Below are 18,224 nucleotides of genomic sequence, written 5' to 3'. Positions count from 1 at the left end.
TGAAATATTTGCAGAAAATTTTGCAGCGTCGCCATGCTGCTGTGAGGACCCGCGACCTTGAGCCGCAAGACAACCCGTCTGGAAGACATCGCCCGCCTGGCCGGCGTGTCCATCGCCACCGCCTCGCGCGCGCTGAACGACAGTCCCGCCGTCAACGACCGCACCAAACAGACGATCTGGAAGCTGGCGAAGGAACACGACTATCCGTTCCGCCGCCACATGCCCGCCGGTCCGATCGGCGCCCAGGGCACGATCGCCCTCGTCGTGCCGCGTCCGCAGGGGCGCGAAGGGCGCCTCAGCGACCCCTTCTTCCTGGAGCTTCTGGCCGGGGTGGGCGAGGCGGCGCGCGAACGCGGCTGCGACCTGCTGATGAGCCATATCTCGCCCGCCAACTATGACGAGCTGTCGGCCGCGCTGAACACCAGCCGTGCGGACGGCGTGATCTTCCTGGGCCAGTCCAGCCTGCACTCGGCCTTCAACCGTCTGGTCGACGCCGACCATCGTTTCGTCGTCTGGGGCGCCGAACTGCCCGACCAGGACTATTGCTCCATCGGCTCGGACAATATCTCGGGCGGTCGCCGCGCGACCCTGCATTTGGCGCGGCTGGGGCGAAAGCGCATCGTCTTCCTGGGCGATCTGGATCCGCCCGAGGCCATGCAGCGCCATCGCGGCTATGTCGACGCACTGAACCAGGCGGGACTGGAAGCGGACGCCGATCTGATCGTGCCCGCCCATTTCGAGGTCGAATCCGCCGAGGCCGCCGTGGACGCCCTGATACGGCGCGGACTGGATTTCGACGGTGTCGTGGCCGCGTCCGACCAGATCGCGCTCGGAGCTGTTAGGGCGTTGCTGCACGCCGGGATCGAGGTGCCGGGCCAGGTCTCGGTCATCGGTTTCGACAATGTGCCGTTCAGCCGCTACTCGCGCCCTGCGCTCAGCACCATCGCCCAGGACACCATGAAGGCCGGCCGGTTGATGGTGTCCAAACTGCTGGATCACGGCGGCGCCGCAGCAGGCCGTTCCGAGCGCGTTCCGACCGAGTTGATCGTTCGCGAGACCTGCGGCGGCTGACCCCGTCATCCGGCGTCGGCGAAGATCAGGCCGGCCAGCGGCCTCAGCGTCGATCCGTCCGCCTCGGTCCAGTTGACCGCCGCGATCCGGCGCGCGCCGGCAGGCGCAGACCAGTCCATGGCCGTAAAGCCCAGGTTGAACACGCACAGCAGACGCTCGCCGCCCTCGGCCCGTTCGAACCGGCGGAAGACCACCAGGTCGCCCGCGCTCTCGATCTCCAGCCCGCCGATCCGCAGCGCCGGATGAGCCTGACGCAGGGCGATGATGCGGCGCGCGGCGTGCAGGACCGAGGTCGGGTCCGCCTCCTGCGCATCCACCGCCAGCGGCAGGTGACGCGGATCGACCGGCAGCCACGGCTCCACCGTCGAGAAGCCGGCGTTGGGCGCCGAGGCGATCCAGGGGATCGGCGTGCGGGCGCCGTCGCGACCCAGAGTCTGAGGCCAGTTGGCGATGGCCTCGGGATCGACCAGCCGCTCGAACGGCACCTGAGCCTGGGGCAGGCCCAGCTCTTCGCCCTGATAGACGAAGACATTGCCGCGCAGGCACATCAGCAGCAGCAGGGCCATTTCCGAGAAGGCCTTCTCGTCGCGACCCTGGGCCCAACGCGACACCGCGCGCGGCGCATCGTGGTTGGAGAAGGTCCAGGACGGCCAGCCTTCGCCCTGCTGATCCGGCCACATCCCATCGCCGATGCCGATCAGTTCGCTCTTCAGCGCGTCGGCGTAGAGGTAGAGGAAGCCATAGGCCGAGTGCAGGCGGTCGTTCCCGGCGGTGAATTCCTTCATCTCGCGATCGGCGTGATCGCCGCCGACCTCCGCGACCGTGAACCGGCCCTCATAGCTGTCGGTCAGGGCGCGGATGCGGTTCAGGAAGCCGATGATGTCCGGGTGTGACTGGTTGTAGATCTTGTCCTGGAAGTCGAACGGGCGCGTCCGCTTCTTGCCGTCGGCGATGGGCGGGTTGTCGCGCAGGGACGGGTCGTGGATGGCGAAGTTGATGGCGTCCAGGCGGAAGCCGTCTACCCCCTTGTCCAGCCAGAAGCGGGCCGCCGCGATCAGGGCGTCCTGCACCGCCGGGTTCCTGACGTTCAACTGAGGTTGGGATGCCAGGAAATTGTGCATGTAGTACTGGCCGCGCCGCGCATCCCAGGTCCAGGCCGGGCCGCCGAACACCGACTGCCAGTTCGACGGCGGCGAGCCGTCCGGCTTGGCGTCGGCCCAGACATACCAGTCGGCGTGGTCGCCGTTGCGGCTGGCGCGGCTGTCGGTGAACCAGGGGTGTTCGTCCGAGGTGTGTGAAAAGACCTGATCGATGACGACCTTCAGCCCCAAGGCATGGGCGCGCGCGATCAGGGCGTCGAAGTCGGCCAATGTGCCGAAGATCGGATCGACGTCGCAATAGTCCGAGACGTCATAGCCGAAGTCCTTCATCGGCGACGTGAAGAAGGGCGACAGCCAGATCCCGTCCACGCCCAGCGAGGCGACGTGATCCAGATGCTCGGTGATCCCCTTAAGGTCGCCGACGCCGTCGTCGTTGGAGTCGGCGAAACTGCGCGGATAGATCTGGTACAGGACTGCGCCCCGCCACCAGTCGTGGGCGAGGGCAGGAGCGGCGTCAGCCGTGGAAAGGTCGAGAGGCTGGGCAGTCACGGCACGCTCTTGCAGACGAGATAATCGAGGGGAGGGACGCGGACGGCGACACTGGCCGGGGCCGACGACTCGGCCGCGCAGTCGCCGCGCAGACCCTGCCACCGAAGCGAGCCGGGCTCCACCTCGACCTGAGCCGCGACGGGCGCGGTCGAGGTGTTGAACAGGACCAGGATTTCACCCTCGTCTTCGCCGATGCGCGAAATGGCGAACAGGCCGGGCTTGTCGCCATAGGCGCGCACGACATGGCGACCGCGTCGCAGGGCCGGTTCGGCGGCGCGGATGCGGGCCATTTCGGCGATGGCGCGATACAGCGGCGCGTCGGTGGAATAGGCGGGCTGGCGACCGCCCACGGGCGTCTCGTTCGCATAGATCGGCGTCTGGCTGGGCCACATGTCCTGGCGCGAGTTTCCGTATCCGCCCGCGCCAGCGAACCCCTGTTCGTCGCCGTAGTAGAGGGTGGGTACGCCCCGGCTGAACATCATCAGGGCGTGGGCCAGCTTGATCCGCGCCAGCACCTCGGCGTCGTCGGCGTTCGGATTGGCCTGTTTCACGAAGAAGCCGACCCGGCCCATGTCATGGTTGCCCAGGAAGGTCGGCAGGATAGCGGCGGTCGCAGCCCCCTTGTCATAGATCGTGTCGGCGTCGAACAGCTTGGCCAGGGCGTCGGTCCCGACCTTGCCAGACGCCACATCGGTCGCCTGTTTCTGGAACGGGAAGTCCAGCACCGCCGGATAGCCGTCGACCCGCGTGAACCGCGCCGTCACCGCCGGATCAGGATCATAGACCTCGCCGAAGATGTGGAAGTTCGGGATGCCCTTGGCCTCGCCGCGGGCGATCATGGCGGGGATGAAGGCTTGCCAGAAGCCCGGGTTCACATGGCGGGCCGTGTCGATGCGGAAGCCGTCGATCCCGTATCTGTCGATCCAGCCGCCAAAGATATCGATCATGCCCTGGATGACGACCGGGTCCTCGGTCAGCAGGTCGTCCAGACCGGCGAAGTCGCCGTCCAGGCTGCTTTCGCCGGTGAAGGTGCTCTCGCCCCGGTTATGATAGTAGATCGGGTCGTTCAGCCAGGCCGGAACCTTGGCGTTTTCTTCGCCCGCCGGGACGTAGGGGGTGTAGGCGTAGTCGGGCCGCGTCAGGCGCGAGAAGTCGCGGCCGTCGAAGCCTTCATTGATCGGCGCGCCATCGACGCCGCCGCGACGGGTGTAGGGATAGTCGGCGCGACTGCGATAGGCGCAGCGGCCTTCCGGGCATTCGCGATACTGGATGACGTCGGCGGTGTGGTTGGCGACGATGTCCAGATAGACCTTCATCCCGCGCGCATGGGCCGCCTCGACCAGGGCGCGCATCGCAGCCTCGTCGCCGAAGTGCGGATCGACGGCCGTGAAGTCGGTGATCCAGTAGCCGTGGTGCGCTGCGCCGGTGTAGTCGCCATGGCTCTGCACGGGCTTGTTCTTGAACACCGGGGCCAGCCACACGGCCGTCGCACCGAGGCCCTGGATATAGTCCAGCTGTTGGGTCACGCCCGCCAGATCGCCGCCGTGATAGAAATCGGTATCGGCCGGATCGAACCCGCTTTTCAGCCGGTCGGCGGCGTAACCGCCGTGGTCGTTCGTCGTATCGCCATTGGCGAACCGATCCGGCAGCAGGAAGTAGATCACCTCATCCTGAGGCAGGCGTTGACGCAGGGCCGACAGGGCGTCTTCGGCTTGGCGCGTTCCCGCCGCGCTCGGCGTTGCACAGCCGCTCAACAGAGCCGCCGCCGCCATCGCCGCATGCAGCCCGGCCCTTCTGGGGGTTCCCCTCGCCATGACGCTCACTCCCATACGTCTGGAAAGTGCAAAGCCTTCCAGATCGATTTGCAAGATTTTGCAGCAATGGGCGGGGCTGTCAACGCGTCGCTGAGATGCTGCGACGCGTCATGGAAACAGCGCGAAACCGCGCATTGTCGAGCTGAGGCGGGCTGTAAGGCGGCAGGGAGTGCGACGAAAATCAGACCCCCACATTAACTGCTTGCAACACTCCAAAAGATTTGCATATTTTTGCGACGGCTTCAGATCGCGACGTTCAGAATCGCGGTCAGCCCCAGGGAGGATGACCATGTTCCAACGTCTCAACCGGCGCGCACGCCTGCTATCCGGCGTCGCCTTCGGCGCAGCCGCCCTGATGGCGGTCGGCTCGGCCCACGCACAAACCGCCGCCGCGACAACGCAGGCCGACGATCAGGCGACGCAGGTCGATGAGATTGTCGTCACCGGCATTCGTCGTTCGATCGAAGCTGCGATCTCGGCCAAGGCCAACAACACCTCGATCGTCGAAGTCATCTCGGCCGAAGACATCGGCAAGCTGCCGGACGTCTCGATCGCCGAATCCCTGGCGCGCCTGCCGGGCGTGACCATGCAGCGCCTCGACGGCCGCAGCCAGGCGATCTCCATCCGTGGCTTGGGCCCCGACTTCACCACCGCCCTGCTGAATGGGCGCGAACTGGTCACCACCGGCGACAACCGCGGCGTCGAGTTCGACCAGTTCCCCGCCGAACTGCTGAACAGCGTCGTCGTCTACAAGACCCCGGACGCGGCTCTGATTGGTCAAGGTCTGGGCGGCACCGTCGACCTGCGCACCGTTCGCCCGCTGGCATACGGCCGTCAGGCCATCGCTCTGAACTATCGTCATGAGTGGAACGAGCTGGGCGCCCTGAACTCGGGCACGACCGACAACGGCGACCGCTACACCATCTCCTATATCGATCAGTTCCTGGACGGCACGCTGGGCGTGGCCCTGGGCTACGCCCACATGAGTTCGCCCTATCAGTCCGAGCGCTTCAACGCCTGGGGCTATCCCAACTACACGGACGGCAATCTGCTGACCGGCGGTGTGAAGCCCTATGTGATGTCGTCGGAGCTGGAGCGCGACGGCTATATGGGCGTGCTGGAATGGCGCCCGAACGATCGCATCCACTCGACGATCGACGCCTTCTATTCCGAGTTCAAGAACACCCAGGTCCTTCGCGGCATCGAATTCCCGCTGGCGTGGGGTGGTTCCTCTGGTGACTGCACCGTGAACGTCCCGTCGGCGGTCTGCCGTCCCGGCCCCGCGCTGCGCCCTGGCTACACGGTCCAGGACGGCCTGATCGTCGCCGGCACCTGGGACAACATCAAGGGTGTGGTCCGCAACGACCTGAACAAGCGCGACAGCAACATCACCGCCTTGGGCTGGAACACCGAGTTCACGCTCAGCGACGACTGGTCGGCGAACCTGGACCTGAGCTATTCGAAGGTCGAGCGTAACGACATCATCCTGGAAACCAACGCCGGCACCGGCCGCAACGTTAACGGCGCGCTGGACACTCTGGGCTTTGAACTGACCGACGATGGCGTGACCCGCTTCACCAGCCGTCTGAACTACGCCGATCCGAACCTGATCCGCATCACCAGCCCGCAAGGCTGGGGCGGCGACGTCATTCCTGGCGGTCAGGCCGGTTATATGAACACGCCGTCCATCGAGGACGAGATCAAGGCCGCTCGCTTCTCTGTGACGCGTGAACTGCACCAGAGCCCGTTTAAGTCGATCGACTTCGGCGCCAACTACACCGAGCGTCAAAAGAGCTTCGTCAACGACCAGTTCTATCTCGGCGTCCCCGGCGGCGGCGATCTGACCGTGCCTTCAGCCTTCCTGCTGGACCCGACCGACCTTGGCTATCTCGGCATCAGCGCCGTGCTGAGCTACGACGCTCTCGGCCTGGTCAATAGCGGCGCATTGAACCGCGTCCGCAACCCGAACGCCGACGTCACGGCCGGCAACTGGGAAGTGACGGAAAAGGTCTCGGCCGCCTACGTCCGCGCCAACATCGATCACAACCTGTTCGGCCGGGCCCTGACCGGCAACGTCGGCATGCAGTTCGTCTATACCGACCAAAGCTCCAGCGGCTTCTCGGCGCGGCAGGTCGGACCGGGCGTCTCCGAGACCATCGCGGTGACGGGCGGCGACGAATATCTGGAGATTTTGCCTAGCGCGAACTTCATCCTGGAAACCGGCGAGGACATGTTCGCGCGTCTGGCAGTTTCGCGCACCTTGGCCCGTCCGCGCATGGACGATATGCGCGCCTCGCGAAACTACAGCTATAACCCCAGCTTGGCCCAATCGACCGACATCAACCGTTCCCCCTGGGGCGGCGGCGGCGGCAACCCGGAACTGCGGCCGTACATCGCGGACGTGATCGACGTGTCGTTCGAGAAGTATTTCGCCAACCGCAAGGGCTACATCTCGCTGGCGGCTTTCTACAAGAACCTGGAAAGCTACGTCTTTAATCGCAATCAGATCTTCGACTTCACCGGCTATCCGATCGGCGTGATTTCGCCGACAAACCCCGAGCCGGCCTTGCGCCAAGGCCTGGTCGGCGCGCCTGACAACGGCGAAGGCGGCTGGATCAAGGGTCTTGAGCTTTCGATCTCGGCGCCGTTCGACATCTTCCATCCGGCCCTGGAAGGTTTCGGCGCCCAGTTCAGCGCTTCGACCACGGACAGCGAAGTCCAGCCCGATCCGACCCAGGCCCCGACCGCTCTGCCGGGTCTGTCGGAAAACGTGATCAACGGCTCGCTCTACTATGAGCGCTATGGCTTCCAGTCGCGGATTTCGGCCCGTTATCGCTCGGATTACCTGGGCGAGGTCGCCGGCTTCGGCAACGGCCGCACCCTGCGTTCGGTGGCCGCTGAAACGGTCGTCGATGCCCAGGTCGGCTATGAGTTCCAGTCCGGTCCGCTGGAAGGCCTGTCGGTTCTGGCTCAGGTCAACAACCTGACCGACGAGCCGTTCAAGACCTTCGAAAACGGCGATGAGCGCCGGACCATCGACTATCAGCACTACGGCCGCACCTTCGCGGTCGGGCTGAACTACAAGTTCTGATTTCCCCTCTCTTCTGAGCAAACTTGGGCCGCCGCGTTCGCGAGGCGGCCCTTTTCTTTGCCTGCGCCCCGGCCCGGCGGGAAAGTTTCGTTACAGAGCGCGCTTTTCGGCTGGACGCGCCTTTCGCGATGTCCGAACCAAGCAGGATGAGAACCGCGCGACCACAGCGCGGCCGTTCGATTTCACTGGGGGATCATTCATGACCGTTCCGGACGCCGGAAAACGCCAGGGCGCAGGCCTGGCCTTCGCCTATGTCACCACGCTGTTCTTCGCCTGGGGCTTTGCGACCTCGCTGATCGACCCGTTGATCGCGGCGGTTAAGCGGGTGTTCGACCTGAACAACGCCGAGGCCTTCCTGACCACCTTCGCCTGGTTCATCGCCTACGGGTTGATGTCTCTGCCGGCGGCCTCGGTCCTCAGCAAGCTGGGCTACAGCCGTTCGATCATCGGCGCCCTGATCGTCATGGTCGCGGGCTGCCTGATCGTGCCGGCCGCCACCGCCGCCGACTGGTATCCCGGCGTCCTGATCGCCCTGTTCGTCATCGCCTCGGGCGTGACCCTGCTGCAGGTCGCGGCCAACCCGCTGGTCGCCGAACTGGGCAGCCCCAAAGGCGCCTCCAGCCGTCTGAACCTGTCGCAGGCCTTCAACTCGCTGGGTACGACCGTCGGCCCCTGGCTAGGCTCGCACGTCCTGCTGACGGGCGGCGTCTTCGCCGCTGGCGCTGTGGTAACCGCCGCAACCCGCACCCAGTCGCTGCGCAGCATCGACATGGCCTTCCTGGGCATGGGCGCCTTCTTCGCCTTGATCGCGGTCTTCATCTTCACGGCGCGCAAGAAGATCAATGCGGCGGCGCCTGAATCGCACAATGCGGTCTCGCCGTTGAAGGCCCTGTCGTCGCCCTGGGCCGTGTTCGGCGCCCTGGCCATCTTCCTCTACGTCGGTTCCGAAGTCGCCATCGGCGGCATGCTGACCAACTTCCTGGAAAGCCCAGACATCCTGAACGCCCCCATCGAGACGGCGGGCAAGATGGTCGCCCTGTACTGGGGCGGCGCCATGGTCGGCCGCTTCATCGGCTCGGCCGTGCTGACCAAGGTGCGCCCCGGCATCGTCCTGGCCTGCTGCACCGTCGCGGCGGCGGTGCTGTGCCTGACCGTCAGCCAGATCGGCGGGCCGACGGCGGCCTATGCCGTTCTGTCGATCGGCCTGTTCAACTCGATCATGTTCCCGACCATCTTCACCCTGACGCTGGAGCGCTCTACCGCTCCGACTTCGGCGACGTCGGGTCTGCTGGTGTTCGGTATCATCGGCGGCGCCCTGCTGCCCCAGGTCGCGGCGCATATCGCCGATGCGGCCGGCAAGCTTCAGCCCGCCTTCATCGTGCCGATGCTGGGCTACGTCGGCCTGACTATCTTCGCCATCGGCTGCATCCGCACCAAGGCGCGGACCGAAGTGACCTCGACCGCCTCGCACTGAGCCGGTCGTCAGACAAGACAAAGGGCGCGGAGGTCAGCCTCCGCGCCCTTTTTCATTTCGGCGATGGGGTCAGCCGTCGATCAGGGACTGAAGAATGGGCGCCAGGCGGTCGCGCATCTCCTCGCATTGAGCGGGTTCGATGTTGAAGCTGCCGCCGCCCAGTTCGCGACTGACCGACATGCCCATGATGAAGCCGGCCAGGAGACGCGCGCGGACCGTGGCGTCCGGCCCGCTCAGCCATTCCTCCAGCGGACCGAAGAACCGCTGGGTGCAGGTGTTCTGAACCATCTCCGACGCCTTGGCCGAGCCGATGGAGCGCAGCATGATCGACATGCCCTTCAGCTTTTCGGCCTTCTTGGGTTCGAAGACGATCTCGTGCGCCACGCGCCGGCCGAAGTCGGCCTTTTCGCCCTGCATCAGGGCGCTGCCGTCGCCGCAGCTGTCCAGCGCGGCCAGGAACAGGTCGTCCTTGGAGCCGAAGTAGCGGCTGATCAGGGCCGCATCGACGCCGACATCGCGGGCGATGTCGCGCATGCCCACGTCGTCATAGCTCTCGGCCGCGAATCTCTCGCGCGCAGCATCGAGAATGGCCGTGCGCGTGGCGGCGGCGTTTCTCGGGCGTGGGCCGGGACATAACAAGGTGATGACACTCCACAGACAATAACCGTAGATCACATATGGCTTTGTCAACGTCTGTTGACAAGCGCCACGGCTCCGACCATTAAGTCACCACGCGTTGACAAGGCCGACTCCCCATCGGCCTCTGTCCGCACGACAGGGATTTACCTCCGACAGGGAGATGCGCAGATGCGCGGGCTGAAGATTGCGGCGGTATCCGTCATGGTGACGGGTGCGCTTTATGGTTGTTCCCCAAAGGCAGAGGCGCCGGCGCAAGGCGCGCCGCCCGTGACAGTGGCTGTGCCGCTGAAGCAGCAGGTGCGGGACTGGGATGAGTTCACCGGGCGCTTCGAGGCGGTCGAGAGCGTGGACGTTCGCGCCCGGGTCGGGGGCTATATCCAGGCGGTTCACTTCCGCGACGGTCAGATGGTCCAAAGGGGGCAACTACTGTTCACCCTGGATCCACGCCCGGCGCAGGCCGCCCTGGCGCAGGCTCAGGCCCAGGTGGCCCAGGCCCAGTCGCAACTGTCGCTGGCCCGCGCCAACCTAGCCCGCAGCGAGGCTCTGCTGGCCTCTCAGGCGGTGTCCAAGGCCGAGTATGATTCCAACAAGGCGGCCGTCGATGCGGCCCAGGCCAATCTGGCGGCCGGCAACGCCGCCGTCCGCAATGCGCGTCTGAACCTGGAATACACTCGCGTCACCGCGCCGACCTCGGGTCGCGTGTCCGACCGTCGCGTCGATCCGGGCAATGTCATCGCCGGCGGTTCGTCGGCCGGGGACATCCTGACCACCATCATCTCGGGCGGCCCGATCCACTTCGTCTTCGACGGCTCGGAAGCGGTCCTGCTGAAATACTTGCGTCAGGGCGGCGCCAATCAGGGCGCAGTCGTCAATGTGCGCCTGCAGGACGAAAGCACCTATAAGCACACCGGCCGTCTCGACTTCTCGGACAACGCCGTGGACACCGCCTCGGGCGTGATCCGTCTGCGCGCCATCCTGCCCAACGCCGACGGCTTCCTGCGCCCCGGCATGTTCGGCAGCGCCCAGGTCGCGGGCGCCGGCGCCTATGACGCTCTGCTGGTGCCGGATTCGGCCATCGGCACCGATCAGGCCCGCCGCACCGTCGCCGTGGTCAACGCCGACGGCACCGTGACGAACAAGGCCGTTCAGCTCGGCCCGATCGTGCAGGGCTTGCGCGTCGTCCGTTCGGGCCTGGCCCCGACTGACCGCGTCATCATCGCGGGTCTGCAACGCGCCGCTCAGCCGGGCTCCATGGTCACGCCGAAGAACGGGAAGATCGAACCCGTCGCCGGCGATGCGTCCCAGGCGCCCGTCACCCAGTCGGCGCCCGCGTCAAGCGCCTCCTTCGCCAACAGCCTGCCGGCCGGCTAAGCCATGAACATCTCGCGCTTCTTCATCGACCGGCCGATCTTCGCGGCCGTGATCGCGGTGGTGATCTCCATCATCGGCATCGCCGCCTATCCGCTGCTGCCGCTGTCGCAGTACCCGGAGATCGCGCCGCCGACGATCACCATCAACGCCGCCTATCCCGGCGCCTCGGCCGAGACCCTGGCCGAAACCGTCGCCGCCCCCATCGAGCAGGAGGTGAACGGCGTCGAGAACATGCTCTATATCTCCTCCTCGTCCACATCGGACGGGGCGGTGGCCATCACGGTGACCTTCCAGCCCGGCACGGATCTGGATTCGGCACAGGTGCTGGTCCAGAATCGGGTGGCGCTGGCCGAACCCCGTCTTCCCGAGGCGGTTCGCCAGACGGGCGTCGTGGTCAACAAGGCCGAGAGCGGCTTCCTGATGATCCTGGGTCTGACGTCGCCCGACGGCACCCTGGATAACGACTATGTCGGCAACTACGCCAACTCCACGCTCCGGGACCGTCTGCTGCGGATCGAGGGCGTGGGCGCGGTTCAGGTGTTCGGCGGCGGCAACTATTCGATGCGCGTCTGGATCGACCCGGCCAAGGCGGCCGAGCGCGGTCTGACGGGTCCCGAGATCGTTTCCGCCCTGCGCGCCCAGAACGTTCAGGCCGCCGCCGGCTCCATCGGCCAGCCGCCGTTCCCCAACAGCGCAGCCGCCTTCCAGCTGCCGGTTCAGGTCCAGGGTCGTCTCAGCGATCCCAATGAGTTCGCCAACGTCGTCCTGAAGACGGACGCCCAAGGCCGCGTCACCTATCTGCGTGACGTGGCGCGGATCGAACTGGGCGCCCAGGATTACGGCATCCGCGGCTTCTTTGACGGCCAACGCGGCGTCGGCATCGCCATCGTTCAGCAGCCGGGCGCCAACGCCCTTGGCACCGCCGACCGCGTCCTGAAAGAGGTCGAGGCTCTGAAGTCCGAAGTGCCCGCCGGCATGAAGGTGGACGTGCCCTACAACCCGACCGAATTCGTCGCCGCCTCGGTGGAGTCGGTTCAGCACACCCTGGTCGAAGCCGTGATCCTGGTCATCATCGTGGTCATGGTCTTTCTGCAGACCTGGCGCGCGGCCATCATCCCCATCGTCGCCATTCCCGTCGCCCTGGTCGGCACCTTCGCGGTGCAGCTGGCGCTGGGCTATTCGATCAACTCCCTGTCCCTGTTCGCCCTAGTCCTTGCGGTCGGCATCGTCGTCGATGACGCCATCGTCGTGGTCGAGAATGTGGAGCGGGCCATCGGGGAGGGCCTCAGTCCCAAGGAGGCCGCCTATCGATCGATGCAGGAGGTTTCCGGCGCCCTGATCGCCATCGGCCTGGTGCTGGTGTCGGTGTTCGTGCCGACGATGTTCGTGCCCGGCATCCCCGGCATCTTCTATCGCCAGTTCGCGGTCGTCATCGCCTCGGCCTCGGTCATCTCGCTGTTCGTGTCCCTGACCCTGTCGCCGGCCATGGCCGCCCTGCTGCTGAAGCCGCACAAGAAGGATCACGAGCACGCTCGCAAGCCGGGCGTCCTGGGCACGGTCGTCTATTATGGCGGCTGGGCCGGGCGGAAGTTCAACGAGGGCTTCGACTGGCTGTCGGATCGTTACGGGCGCCTGACCGCGCGTCTGGTGCGCACGGTCGGTCTGGTGCTGATCATCTACGCCGGTCTTCTGGGCCTGACCGCCTGGCGTCTGGTCGACACCCCCTCGGGCTTTATCCCTGAACAGGATCAGGGCTTCCTGATCGGCGTCATCCAACTGCCGGCCGGTGCATCTCTGGACCGCACCCAGGCGGTGATGGAACGCGCCACCAAGATCATCCAGGGCACCGCCGGGGTCAACGGCACCGTAGCCTTCGCCGGTCTGGACGGCTCCAGCTTCTCGTTCGGCTCCAACGCCGCCACCATCTTCGTGCGCCTGAACGGCTTCGAGGAACGCTCCAAGGAGGAGGCCGCCACGGCTCTGGCCGGCGCCATCACCCAGGCGACCGGACAGATCGAGGACGCGCAGATCTTCGTCATCGCCCCGCCGGCGGTCCAGGGTCTGGGGACCGGCAACGGTTTCTCGATGATGATCCAGGACCGCGAAGGCGCCGGCTATCGTCCGCTGGAAGGCGCGACCTTCGCCATGATGGGCGCCGCCGCCCAGAAGCCGACCGAGGTCAGCCAGGTCTTCTCGACCTACAACACGGCCTCGCCGCGCATCACCGCCGACGTCGATCGTGACAAGGCGCTGATGCTGGGCGTCCAACCCAGCGCGGTGTTCGACACACTGGGCGTCTATCTGGGCTCGTCCTACGTCAACGACTTCAACATGCTGGGCCGCACCTTCCGGGTGACGGCGCAGGCGGAGCCGACGGCGCGCGACGACATCGCCGACATCGCCAATCTGAAGACCAAGTCGTCCACGGGCGCCATGGTGCCGATCGGATCGGTGGCCAATCTGGTCAACGATTCCGGCCCGGCGCGGATCGTGCGCTACAACCTGTTCCCGGCGGCTGAACTTCAGGGCAACGCCGCAGCAGGGGTCTCTTCCGGCGAGGCGCTGCAGGTCATGGAAACCATGGCCGCCCAGACCCTGCCGCAGGGCTTCTCCTACGAATGGACGGGTCTGGCCTATCAGCAGAAGGCGGCGGGTTCCGGCGCGACGGTCATCTTCCTGATGGCGGTGGTGTTCGTCTTCCTGGTGCTGGCGGCTCAGTACGAAGCGTTCACGCTTCCGCTGGCGGTCATTCTGATCGTGCCGATGTGCCTGCTGGCGGCCATCATCGGGGTGAACCTGCGTGGCCTGGACAACAACATCCTGGTCCAGATCGGTCTGGTCGTTCTGATCGCCCTGGCGGCCAAGAACGCCATCCTGATCGTCGAGTTCGCCAAACAGGCCGAGGAAGAGCAAGGCATGAACCGGTTCGAGGCTGCGGTCGCCGCCGCCAAGACCCGCCTGCGTCCAATCCTGATGACCTCGTTCGCCTTCATCCTCGGCGTCGTGCCGCTGATGCTGGCCTCGGGGCCGGGCGCGGAGATGCGTCAATCGCTGGGCACGTCCGTCTTCTCGGGCATGCTGGGCGTGACCTTCTTCGGCCTGATCTTCACCCCGGTCTTCTATGTGGTCAGCCGCTGGCTGTCCTCGAAACTGCCGCAAGGCAAGAAACCGACCCCGACGCCTGACCGTCCTTCGGACCGGCCCGTGCGTTATGACGAAACCAGCGACCTGACCGATCCGAACGCGCCTGCGCCCGCGACCGGCCGGGGAGGGGACATCTGATGACCCGCAACAAGACCCTCAGCTTCCTGACCGCCGCAGCCTCCAGCGCCCTGCTGGCCGCCTGCGCGGTCGGACCCAAGGCGCCGGTCGCCGACCTGCCCGTCGCCGGCACAGGCGCCTTCGTCGGCTCCGCCAGCCCCACTGTCTCGACCGCTGCGGCGCGCGACGACTGGTGGCGGCTGTACGAGGATCCCACGCTGGACGCCTTGATCCAGCAGGCCTTCGCCGAGAACAACCAGCTCGAGGCCGCCTTCGCCAATCTGCGCGCGGTTCGGGCGTCGCTGTCAGAGGCCCGCGTCGGCCGTTTCCCGACCACGACGACCAGCGCCCAGGCCCAGCGCAGTCGCGCCTCGGCCGCCACCGTTCAGGGCCTACCCGCCGGGGAGGATGCGCCCGAGATCGACACCTACGACGTCGGCATTCAGGCGGCCTATGAGGTCGATCTGTTCGGACGGGTGGAATCCACTATCCGCGCCGCTCGCGCCGACGCCCGCGCCGCCGAGGCCGCCCTGGCCACGGTCCAGGTGACGGTCGCGGCCGAGACGACCCGCGCCTATGCCGACACCTGCTCGGCCAATGCGCAGATCGCGGTGGCCGAACGGACGCTGGAGCTGCAACGCAACACCGCCAACCTGACCCAGACCCTGCTCGACGGCGGGGCGGGCACAGGGCTGGACGTGGCCAGCGCCCGCGCGGCCCTGGCCCAGACGGCGGCGACCCTGCCGACCCTGCGCGCGGCCCGTAACGAGGCTCTGTTCCGCCTGGCCACCCTGACCGGCCGCACCCCGGCCGAGGCCAGCCAGGCCGCCGCCGCCTGCGTGCGTCCGCCCCAGCTTAGCCAGCCGATCCCGGTCGGCGATGGTGCGGCGCTTCTGGCGCGCCGCCCCGACGTGCGACAGGCCGAAGCCGAACTGGCCGCCGCCGCCGCGCACGTGAACGTGGCGACCGCCAACCTGTTTCCGCAGATCAGCCTGGGCGGCTCTTTCGGATCCACCGCGCTGGACTCGGGTGAACTGGGCAACGACCAGAACTTCCGCTTCAGCTTCGGTCCACTGATCAGCTGGTCCTTCCCCAACGTCTTCGCCGCCCGCGCTCAGATCAAGGCCGCCGGCGCCCGTTCGGACGCGGCGCTCGCTGCGTTCGACCAGACGGTGCTGACGGCCCTGCAAGAGACGGAAACGGCCCTGTCCAACTACGCCAACGAACTGGACCGCCGTGCGGCCCTGACCGAAGCCAGGGACCAGTCAGCCCGCGCCGCCGACCTGTCGCGCCTGCGCTTCAACGCCGGCGCCGACAGCTTCCTCTTGGTGCTGGACGCCGAACGCACCCAAGCGGCGGCGGACGCCGCCTTGGCTCAGTCCGACGCTCTGGTCACGACCTATCAAATCGCCTTGTTCCGCGCCTTGGCCGGTGGCTGGCAAGCCGACAGCTGATTGCGTCGCGATGCTGAAACAAGAGGGCCGGGCGATGCGTCGCTCGGCCTTTTCTTGACTGAATCCCAGATCTGTCTTGCAAAACGGACAGTCGCGTCCATTTACGCGCCTCACCATGACGCGCCCTGCCGAAAAACCTGTTCGCAAGGACGCCGCTCTGAACCGGGCGGCGGTGCTGGAGGCGGCGCGCGCGGTCTTCGCCGGTCAGGGGCTGGATGCGCCGCTGGATCTGATCGCCGAACGGGCCGGGGTGGGGCGCGGCACCCTTTATCGGCACTTCGCCGACCGCACGGAATTGGCCCTGGCGGTGCTGGAGGCCGATGTCGCGGACCTGGGTCGGCGCACCGCCGATCAGGGCGATGATCCGCAGGCCTTCTTCTGGTTTCTGGACCGGCTGGCCGAGGACATGGTGCGCAATGCGGGACTGGCCGGCGTCGTGCGGAACGTGCGGTCGCCAGATGCGCTTACACCGTTGCGGCAGAGCTTGATGGAGGCGGGCGCCGCACCGCTGAAGCGGGCCCAGGCCGCCGGCCTGGTGAGGGAGGATCTGCGGCCGATGGACATCCGTCTGATCGCCACCCTGCTGGGCGCCGGTTTTCAGGGCGCAGACGAAGCCGAGCGTCAGGCCGTGTCGCTGCGCACCCGCGCGCTTGTTCTGGACGGGCTGAGACCTCGAGGGGGGCCGCGCTGATGGCCCGCAACAACTGGCACCTGCCTTGGGAACAGTATGTCGAGACGCTGAAGCCGCACGAGCGGCCGATGATGCCCGGCTCGCCCGCCACGCCCGATCACGCCTGGCCGATGCGGATCCAGTACGCCCTGACCGGCCTGCTGGTCGCCATGGTCGGATCGCTGGGCAACGCCGCCGTCACCGCCAATATCCAGAACCTGCAAGGCTCGCTGGGGATCACGATCACCGAGGCCGCCTGGCTGCCGGTCGTCTTCGTCATGACCAATGCCTGCATGAACCTGATCCTGGTCAAGTTCCGGATGCAGTACGGCCTGCGTCTGTTCACCCAGATTTTCCTGGGCGCTTTCGTGCTGGTCTGCGCTGCTCACCTCTTCGTCGACAACTATCAATCGACCCTGTTGGTGCGGGCCATCGCCGGCATGGCCGGCGCGGGGCTGAGCAGCTTGGGCTTTCTCTACATCATCCAGGCCTTCCCGGCGGCGCATAGGCTGAAGGGGCTGATCATCGGCATCGGCCTGGCCAGTTTCGCCGTGCCGATTTCGCGCCTGGTCATGCCCGGCCTGCTCCAGCTGGGCGACTGGCGCGCCTTCTATATGTTTGAGCTGGGCCTGTGCCTGGTCGCCTGGGGCGCGGTGCAGGTGGTCAAGCTGCCACCGTCCGAGCGGCTGCGGGTGTTCGACCGGCTGGACTTTTTGACCTTCGCCCTGTTTGCGCCAGGCGTGGCCCTGCTGTGTGCGGCCCTGGGTCTGGGGCGGATCGTCTGGTGGACGCAAGCCGCCTGGATCGGCTGGGCTCTGATCGGCTCCGTCATCCTGCTGACCGCCGCCTTCCTGGTCGAACACAATCGCAAGAACCCGCTGATCAACACCCGCTGGCTGACCGGGCCGGACCTGCTGCGCCTGTTCGGGGCGATCCTGCTGATCCGCATCGTGCTGTCGGAACAGACATCCGGCGCGGTGGGCTTCCTGACCGTCGTCGGCTTGGGACCAGATCAGCTTCACGGCCTGTTCGTCGTCATTCTACTGTCGATGATCGCCGGCACCCTGGTCAGCGCCTTCACCCTGAACATGGAGAAGCTGAACAAGCCGATCGCCATCGCCCTGGCGCTGATCGCCGTCGGCGCCTGGATCGACAGCCATTCGACGGTCCTGACGCGCCCGGCGCAGCTGTATTTCAGCCAGGCCCTGATCGCCTTCGCCTCGGCCATGTTCATCGGCCCGGCGCTGATGATCGGCATCGTCAAGGTGCTGACCCAGGGCAAGCAGAACCTGATCAGCTTCATCGTCATGTTCAGCGTGCTTCAGAACGTCGGCGGTCTGGCGGGTTCGGCTCTGACCGGGACGCTTCAGATCCTCCGTGAGAAATACCATTCCAACCAGCTGGCGGCCGGGATTTCGGCGTTGGACCCGCAGGTGACCTTGCGGCTGCGCCAGCTGTCGGGCGCCTATGCCTCAACGATAACGGACCCCGCGCTGGCGAACGCCGAAGGCGCCGTCCTGCTAGGCCGACAGGTGACGCAGCAGGCCAATGTGCTGGCCTACAACGACGTCTTCCTGGTCATCGCCGTGATCGCGGCCCTGGGCTCCGCCTGGGTGACCGTCACCCACCTGCGGCCGCGCTGGAAGGCGCGCCGCGACGCCAAGAACAACAACAATGCAGACGCTGCGGTCCAGACTGCAGCCGTCGCCGCCGCCGACTGAACCGAGACC

General features: G+C 66.4%; 11 protein-coding genes. 8 read left to right on the top strand and 3 right to left on the bottom strand.

The window, feature by feature from the left end; genetic code table 11:
- Positions 1–57 precede the first annotated feature (57 nt).
- The gene (locus tag GGC30_RS12915; protein WP_153924893.1) at positions 58–1,071 is read left to right on the top strand and encodes a LacI family DNA-binding transcriptional regulator; all 1,014 of its coding nucleotides are present in this window, start codon (positions 58–60) and stop codon (positions 1,069–1,071) included.
- A gap of 5 nt (positions 1,072–1,076) precedes the next feature.
- Here GGC30_RS12915 and GGC30_RS12910 read toward each other — a convergent pair whose 3' ends face one another.
- On the bottom strand, positions 1,077–2,720 hold the full coding sequence (locus tag GGC30_RS12910) for an alpha-glucosidase (RefSeq protein WP_370451988.1): 1,644 nt from the start codon (positions 2,718–2,720) through the stop codon (positions 1,077–1,079).
- Positions 2,717–4,534: an alpha-amylase family glycosyl hydrolase gene (locus GGC30_RS12905; RefSeq protein WP_228763740.1), complete on the bottom strand. Its 1,818-nt coding sequence runs from the start codon at positions 4,532–4,534 to the stop codon at positions 2,717–2,719. Before GGC30_RS12905 ends, GGC30_RS12910 begins: the two co-directional genes overlap by 4 nt.
- Before the next feature lie 289 nt (positions 4,535–4,823).
- Here GGC30_RS12905 and GGC30_RS12900 point away from each other — a divergent pair, with 289 nt between their 5' ends.
- Complete coding sequence (locus GGC30_RS12900) at positions 4,824–7,625, top strand: TonB-dependent receptor (protein ID WP_228763739.1); 2,802 nt, start codon at positions 4,824–4,826, stop codon at positions 7,623–7,625.
- A gap of 199 nt (positions 7,626–7,824) precedes the next feature.
- Complete coding sequence (locus tag GGC30_RS12895) at positions 7,825–9,099, top strand: sugar MFS transporter (protein WP_017505130.1); 1,275 nt, start codon at positions 7,825–7,827, stop codon at positions 9,097–9,099.
- A 69-nt stretch (positions 9,100–9,168) separates the two neighbouring features.
- Here the strand turns inward: GGC30_RS12895 and GGC30_RS12890 are convergent, their stop codons facing one another.
- A complete protein-coding gene (locus GGC30_RS12890) occupies positions 9,169–9,774 on the bottom strand; it encodes a TetR/AcrR family transcriptional regulator (RefSeq protein WP_240893620.1) in 606 nt (201 codons plus the stop codon).
- Positions 9,775–9,906: 132 nt separating this feature from the next.
- On the opposite strand from GGC30_RS12890, the gene GGC30_RS12885 reads away from it, so the two are divergent.
- The 5 genes from GGC30_RS12885 to GGC30_RS12865 all read left to right on the top strand — a co-directional run bounded on the left by GGC30_RS12885 (position 9,907) and on the right by GGC30_RS12865 (position 18,215).
- Positions 9,907–11,109 (top strand): efflux RND transporter periplasmic adaptor subunit, encoded by a 1,203-nt coding sequence (locus GGC30_RS12885; protein ID WP_153924887.1) that lies wholly within the window; start codon positions 9,907–9,909, stop codon positions 11,107–11,109.
- 3 nt (positions 11,110–11,112) lie between these two features.
- Positions 11,113–14,391 (top strand): efflux RND transporter permease subunit, encoded by a 3,279-nt coding sequence (locus GGC30_RS12880; protein WP_153924886.1) that lies wholly within the window; start codon positions 11,113–11,115, stop codon positions 14,389–14,391.
- A complete protein-coding gene (locus GGC30_RS12875) occupies positions 14,391–15,824 on the top strand; it encodes an efflux transporter outer membrane subunit (RefSeq protein WP_153924885.1) in 1,434 nt (477 codons plus the stop codon). The genes GGC30_RS12880 and GGC30_RS12875 overlap by 1 nt, the downstream gene beginning before the upstream one ends.
- 115 nt (positions 15,825–15,939) lie before the next feature.
- Positions 15,940–16,515, top strand: a complete 576-nt coding sequence (locus GGC30_RS12870) for a TetR/AcrR family transcriptional regulator (RefSeq protein ID WP_153924884.1) — start codon at positions 15,940–15,942, stop codon at positions 16,513–16,515.
- Positions 16,515–18,215, top strand: a complete 1,701-nt coding sequence (locus GGC30_RS12865; protein ID WP_153924883.1) for an MFS transporter — start codon at positions 16,515–16,517, stop codon at positions 18,213–18,215. Before GGC30_RS12870 ends, GGC30_RS12865 begins: the two co-directional genes overlap by 1 nt.
- Positions 18,216–18,224 lie beyond the last annotated feature (9 nt).

The organism is Brevundimonas sp. SPF441, from assembly GCF_009661015.1.
GTDB classification, from domain to species: Bacteria; Pseudomonadota; Alphaproteobacteria; order Caulobacterales; family Caulobacteraceae; genus Brevundimonas; species Brevundimonas vesicularis.
Note: the sequence above shows the minus strand (reverse complement) of the source record. Positions and strands in the feature narration are given on the sequence as shown.